The following is a 5432-nucleotide window of genomic DNA, read 5'->3' as shown; positions in this document are numbered from 1 at the left end:
TCTATTCATCACCACTTCTGATGACCGGAATGCATTCCAAACATGCTCAAGCTTCGTTAGTATCAACAATAGATACTTTCGAAGAATGGGCGCACCTAACGGTATGTCTGACATCCTGAGAATCTATCATGATTTTTGATCGAGTCCTGAAATCCGGTCGTATTATTTGATCTGATCTGATTAATAACTGCGCCACCTGAAAAATTGTTTCAAGACCGTTCTGCTTTTGAACCGCCTAGACACGGAGGAGATTCTATAAATCTTCCGCCGCTGTCATGCCATTCTTCCATAGTCATCGTATGCAGCGAAAGGGCATGGATAGCATTGGCAAGTTCATCAGCCAGAATATTGTTAACTAGCTTGATGCCGGACCACAAGCCTTTTTCCACTAAACTGGTTGGAAACAATAATTACCTTGAAATGAGACTGCGCACCTGCCGGCACGTTGTGCTTGTTACTTTCATTGATGACTTCCAGAAACTGCGGCTGTAGCGGCTGAAGTTTGTTTTCGATTAAGTTTTTCATATTCATAGTATGATTGTTCCAATGTAATTCCACTTTTTCATCGCGTGTGATCGGATTGGAATAGACCTTGAAAATCTAATTCTGTTCCAATCGTGTTGGTGCGGCTTAAAATCGATTCCGATCGCATGATTAAATACGAAGCAGTACGTAGTTTATATTATGGATCATTAGCACTATTTATTGTGTTAAACAAGATTTTTTGTTGGTGTTGGTTAATTATATTGTTCCAGGCTATTGTATTTACTAAAAAATTTCATGCAAATTATTTTCTTTGGATACAACAGAAGCTGAACCGGCCAAGGTAATTGATACGAGACAATATAAACTCAAATGATATCTTTGCGAGTACAATAACACAGGCGAAGGTATCTAACTGCGAGTGGCACAGGGAAAAAGAGCCTGTCAAGTTACAGTTATTTATGAACGACGCCTAAGTAGCGGGAATCGACGAGGATAACTTATGCGCAGGAAAGTTGTTAGTCTGCGGATGACGGCTTTAACAGTAAATCATGAAAATCAAGATTAAAAGGGTATATGATCCGCCGGACAAGCATGACGGTCGACGTGTCCTCGTGGACAGGCTCTGGCCGCGAGGTTTAACAAAAGAGAAAGCTTGCGTTGATCTGTGGCTCAAAGACATTGCTCCCAGCACGGAGCTTCGGAAATGGTTTGGCCACGATCCGGACAGGTGGGAAGAATTCAAAAAGCGATATCTCGCTGAACTCAAAGACAATAAAGAACAGATCCAGTTATTAAAACAGGAGTTGAGTAAAGGCGCCGTGACCCTTGTCTATGGAGCAAAAGACAAAGAACGTAACCAGGCAGTTGTGATCCAGGAAAACAGTTCATTATTCTGTTGAGTGTAACGACATTAATACAAGGACAGGTGGAAAAGTCTGTCGCGCCATGAATTCATTTTTTTCTTTGCTAGCCGAAATACGTGGCTGCACCCGTTGCGCGGAACATCTGCCACACGGCGTAAAACCCATTCTACAGATACACCCACAGGCCAGGGTGTTGATTGCGGGGCAAGCACCGGGACGAAAAACGCATGAATCCGGTTTGCCTTTCGATGATGCCAGCGGGGATCGTTTGCGTGAATGGATGGGGGTGACATGCGAAACCTTTTACGACTCAAGGAAAATAGCTATTCTACCGATGGGTTTTTGTTTTCCCGGCACGGGTAAATCAGGTGATCTTCCGCCGCGGCCCGAATGTGCACAAACATGGCATGATCAACTCGCCGGTCACCTGCGTTATCTTGAAGTTACGCTGGTTGTTGGGCGGTTCGCACAGGCATACTACATGAACGAAGGACGATTATCACTTACTGAAACGGTGCGGAACTGGCAATCTTATGGACCCAAGCTCATTCCCCTTCCGCATCCGAGTCCGCGAAATAATATTTGGCTTAGCCGAAATCCGTGGTTCGAGGAAGACCTGCTCCCTATGCTTAAGCGGCGATTGTCCGCAGTACTGGAAAGTTGAAACTTCTCTTTTTCCTTATGCGGCCATTCACACAATCTTAAGAAGACTGGAAGCAAGTAAAACTTTAAAAGCGCCAGGATAGCCCAGCCCCGGTGAATAAATCGTCAGCATTGTGGTTGAGGCCGGCGCCGACACGGGCATCTAACTGAAGATTGTATGTAATCTGGTATATTAAACCTGTTTGCAAAGAATGCAGGTTGCGGCTATCCGCTTGAACAGGGTAAAAACCAAAGTATTCCATAAATCCTGACAACGAATTTCCCAAGTTTACGCCGAGTCCGAGTGACGAGGAGAATTGTGCGAAACGTTTGTTTTGAGACCCGGCACTGCCAATATTGACATTTCCAAAAAGTGAGAACCGCTCATTTAGCACATATGACCAAATCGTCTGTAATTCAGTATCTACATGATTGGAAGAAAGCTTTCTGTTCCCCGTTGGGATGGAAAGCCGTCCGGCGATACTGAATTGAGGCATCCATTTCTGTTGCTGGAAAATCTGAGTTTTAAACCCCAAAGCAAGATCTTCAAGACCACTTTGTTTTGTGTCGCTGTTAATGAACGTCTGAGTTGGCCATTCCAACCGCATCTCAAAAGTATCGGTCAGTCCAATTCGGATAAGCGTTTCCGGGAAAGTATGCGTTGTAGTATTGGGACGTGCGCCGTCTACAGAAAAAGTATAGCCTGTTTCGAACTGAACATGTTTTTTAGGAACAGTTCCGGCACCCAGGCTGAATGTAGGGCGATCCGTCGCAATCGATTCAGAAAAAGATGCGTTCTGGTCAAATAACCATGAAAACAAGGTCCCATCTTTTGTGCTGGTTGTTTGTGTGTGTCCAAGAGTATTCCAGCCTAGCAGTATGATTAGAATTAAAATTATAAGAATGTTATCCATTGACGAGGAACTTGCAAAACTCAGGAATTAAGCTGGATTACTGGTCCGAACGGCCCAAAAAAATGAAAGCAGCCTGTCCATAAGTGATAAAACTGAATGTCGAAAACTCGAAAAAAATCAACAAATGAAAAGACTGCATGAGACTTTATCACAAACCTGGCGGAACATACAAAGTCCGCTATTTTCCTGACTAGCAGAAAATCAGGCTTATTAGCGAAAAAGCAACAGGAACTGATAACCACATCTGCGACGGCGTTTTCAATTGCTTATAATTTATATTATGTAAAATTAATAGTAGACGTTACAATAGAAGGCTTACGGACAAAATACAAAACTTCTTTTTCAATCTGTGGCTTACTATCCATCGATTCCACCCTTCAAGCTAGATTCAAATCCATTATTTTATTTTTCAGCATTGCATTTTCAGAAAACCTGATTTCTGACAAGTGATAACAACTTTTAAATTAGAAACTTATATCACTTTTGTTTGATATTTCGACTGGTTTCTGAATTTGCAATGATTTCTGTTTTTAAAATAACCAACAAAAAATCATGAACGAACTTATTCAAGGTATCAGCGTTCCGGCCATTGAGGAAATCACCGGTGAAAGCCCGAAAGTTATCAAGCAATGGAAAAAAGGTACAAGAAAAATTCCTGAATCTGCTATTCGTTTACTTCGCTTGTATTTGAATGGTGATGCCAGCGCGATCCTCGGTAAAGACTGGGAAGGACATATTTTTAAAGATAATTTACTTTATATCCCGGAATGGAAACGCGGATTATCACCTCATGAAATCCGGTCTTTATTCTGGGAGTGCCAACTGAACCGCTGTTTGAAAAATGAGAATAGATTATTAAAGCAGGAAATTGAACGACGGAATGAGGAAATTGATAAGCTGGAAGTTAAAGCGGCGTTTTATAAAAAACAGCTTGTACTTGAAAGTCGTTTTGGATGGATTCTTGAGAAAAGTTTTTTATAAATAGTTTTGCAAGTAATGAGTTATTATTCCACCAATAACGATGCTAATAACTGAAGTACCGATAATTTTGATGTGTTCACGAAAAAAATTTTTTTTCATATTTTTACTTATCAGATGAACTCTTGAATGAAATTTGAGGTTTATGATAACAACGTATATAAGCCAGATTATAACAACTAAACCTAATAAACCTTTTCCAACAAGATAGATTAATCCTAAGTCATTAGATATTAAATGCTCAAATATAAGATCGTCAGGAATATAGGTCAGTGACAAACTTATAGCCATTACCCAAATAATTTTATAAAAAACTTTTGGTTTACATTCACATCTACTTAAAACTCTATCAATTTTAGTAAAAAAACCGGTAGCTTCTATACTTGATGATGAAGCATATAAAGAAGATTCTCTACTACTTAGTTCTATTTCAATATAAGGATTAGTCGTAACTATCGACATTCTAACAGGCATACGACCATCACTATTTTGTATAAAATCCTTAACATCATCATATTGCACATCATCCGCTATAAGAGAAACCTCGCCATTTTCTTTCATTATTGAAAATATTTCATTCAAATCACCAGACCACATTATTAAAGGTCCATAATCTTTACTTTGACTTTTATCTAATTTCTTCATAAAGAAAAATTATTAGAAATTGGGTCAATGCGGAAGATACTACGGAAGCCGCGTTTAGCAGGTGTTTTTTTCGGCTGTAACATATGGATAATAAAGATGTTTAGTAAATCGGTTTCGGGTATAACCTATATACCAATAAAGATTGATATGTATTCTAAATTATTTTTTCCAATTTAATCCATTAGCCTTATCACTTAGGTAATCAGAAGAATCCTTAAAATTTTCATACTCTTTAAAACTGTTTAATGCGGCAAACGGGAAATGTATAAAAAAAATGATCAAATCATATTTATCAGAATTTATAATAAATTCGACAGCTTCCAAATAAGGATGCCAGGTACCAGGATGAACACGTAATCCATCCTTATTAAATTGATCATTAAAACTTCTATATGCTCTTTCTAAAACATCTTGAGGCAATTCTGTACCTGGTGGCAAAAAGCAGCGTCTATACCTAGCTCTTTTACTTGGGTAAGACCAACAAACAAAACCATCACGAGCAACTACTAACATTGCTAATTCCTCTGTTAATTCAAGCCACTTAAGTACTGTTGCAGTAAAAGATGTTCCATATCTTGTAGAACAGTGTCTGAATAGCTCCAAATTAATAGGTTGGCTTCTAACCTGTTCTCTAAAATCATTTGCAGGCATCAAAAGATAGGAGGCAAAATTATTCGCCTCATTTTCGTATTTTCTAGATTCTGCACTTTGATAATCAAGCATTTCTAGCTGTCCACACCTAAAACCATCTATAAGGACTTCCCGATATTTGCAAGAAGAATTTTATTTCCGGTAATTTGTTTAAATGTTGTCATGCTCTCTGATTGTATCTTCACTGATGCTCCCTTTAGTCATGATAGCTATGTCGGAGACAATGTCATTGCAGCTCTATAGCCGGCCTCTG

The 5432-nt window shown here is 39.3% G+C and carries 8 protein-coding genes; 3 read left to right on the top strand and 5 right to left on the bottom strand.

Going from position 1 to position 5432, the window contains the following annotated elements:
- Positions 1 to 209 precede the first annotated feature (209 nt).
- Positions 210 to 389, bottom strand: a complete 180-nt coding sequence (locus BMY60_RS16450) for a BolA/IbaG family iron-sulfur metabolism protein (protein WP_256250975.1) — start codon at positions 387 to 389, stop codon at positions 210 to 212.
- Complete coding sequence (locus BMY60_RS16445; protein ID WP_256250974.1) at positions 352 to 531, bottom strand: BolA family protein; 180 nt, start codon at positions 529 to 531, stop codon at positions 352 to 354. Before BMY60_RS16445 ends, BMY60_RS16450 begins: the two co-directional genes overlap by 38 nt.
- A gap of 503 nt (positions 532 to 1034) precedes the next feature.
- Between BMY60_RS16445 and BMY60_RS14550 the strand changes: the two genes are divergently transcribed.
- Together BMY60_RS14550 and BMY60_RS14545 are read left to right on the top strand one after the other, a co-directional pair.
- Positions 1035 to 1385, top strand: coding sequence for a DUF488 domain-containing protein (locus tag BMY60_RS14550; RefSeq protein ID WP_090334604.1), 351 nt, complete (start codon positions 1035 to 1037; stop codon positions 1383 to 1385).
- Between the two features lie 46 nt (positions 1386 to 1431).
- A complete protein-coding gene (locus BMY60_RS14545) occupies positions 1432 to 2013 on the top strand; it encodes a uracil-DNA glycosylase family protein (protein ID WP_090334602.1) in 582 nt (193 codons plus the stop codon).
- Positions 2014 to 2077: 64 nt separating this feature from the next.
- On the opposite strand, the gene BMY60_RS14540 is transcribed toward BMY60_RS14545, so the two are convergent.
- On the bottom strand, positions 2078 to 2905 hold the full coding sequence (locus tag BMY60_RS14540; RefSeq protein WP_090334601.1) for a transporter: 828 nt from the start codon (positions 2903 to 2905) through the stop codon (positions 2078 to 2080).
- Between the two features lie 552 nt (positions 2906 to 3457).
- On the opposite strand from BMY60_RS14540, the gene BMY60_RS14535 reads away from it, so the two are divergent.
- Entirely contained in the window at positions 3458 to 3886 is a 429-nt protein-coding gene (locus tag BMY60_RS14535; RefSeq protein ID WP_090334599.1) for a hypothetical protein, read from the top strand.
- Here the strand turns inward: BMY60_RS14535 and BMY60_RS14530 are convergent.
- Both BMY60_RS14530 and BMY60_RS14525 read right to left on the bottom strand, forming a co-directional pair.
- Entirely contained in the window at positions 3881 to 4528 is a 648-nt protein-coding gene (locus BMY60_RS14530) for a hypothetical protein (protein WP_090334597.1), read from the bottom strand. The genes BMY60_RS14535 and BMY60_RS14530 overlap by 6 nt on opposite strands.
- A gap of 159 nt (positions 4529 to 4687) precedes the next feature.
- Entirely contained in the window at positions 4688 to 5251 is a 564-nt protein-coding gene (locus BMY60_RS14525; RefSeq protein WP_090334596.1) for an ImmA/IrrE family metallo-endopeptidase, read from the bottom strand.
- Between the last annotated feature and the right edge of the window lie 181 nt (positions 5252 to 5432).

It is taken from the genome of Nitrosomonas sp. Nm51 (assembly GCF_900111165.1).
In the GTDB taxonomy this organism is placed as follows: Bacteria; Pseudomonadota; Gammaproteobacteria; order Burkholderiales; family Nitrosomonadaceae; genus Nitrosomonas.
Note: the sequence above shows the minus strand (reverse complement) of the source record. Positions and strands in the feature narration are given on the sequence as shown.

Excerpts from the sequence above, each read along its gene's own strand:
- BMY60_RS16445 (WP_256250974.1), bottom strand. The coding sequence starts at position 531 with ATGAATATGAAAAACTTAATCGAAAACAAACTTCAGCCGCTACAGCCG.
- BMY60_RS14550 (WP_090334604.1), top strand. The coding sequence starts at position 1,035 with ATGAAAATCAAGATTAAAAGGGTATATGATCCGCCGGACAAGCATGAC.
- BMY60_RS14545 (WP_090334602.1), top strand. The coding sequence starts at position 1,432 with ATGAATTCATTTTTTTCTTTGCTAGCCGAAATACGTGGCTGCACCCGT.
- BMY60_RS14540 (WP_090334601.1), bottom strand. The coding sequence starts at position 2,905 with ATGGATAACATTCTTATAATTTTAATTCTAATCATACTGCTAGGCTGG.
- BMY60_RS14535 (WP_090334599.1), top strand. The coding sequence starts at position 3,458 with ATGAACGAACTTATTCAAGGTATCAGCGTTCCGGCCATTGAGGAAATC.
- BMY60_RS14530 (WP_090334597.1), bottom strand. The coding sequence starts at position 4,528 with ATGAAGAAATTAGATAAAAGTCAAAGTAAAGATTATGGACCTTTAATA.
- BMY60_RS14525 (WP_090334596.1), bottom strand. The coding sequence starts at position 5,251 with ATGCTTGATTATCAAAGTGCAGAATCTAGAAAATACGAAAATGAGGCG.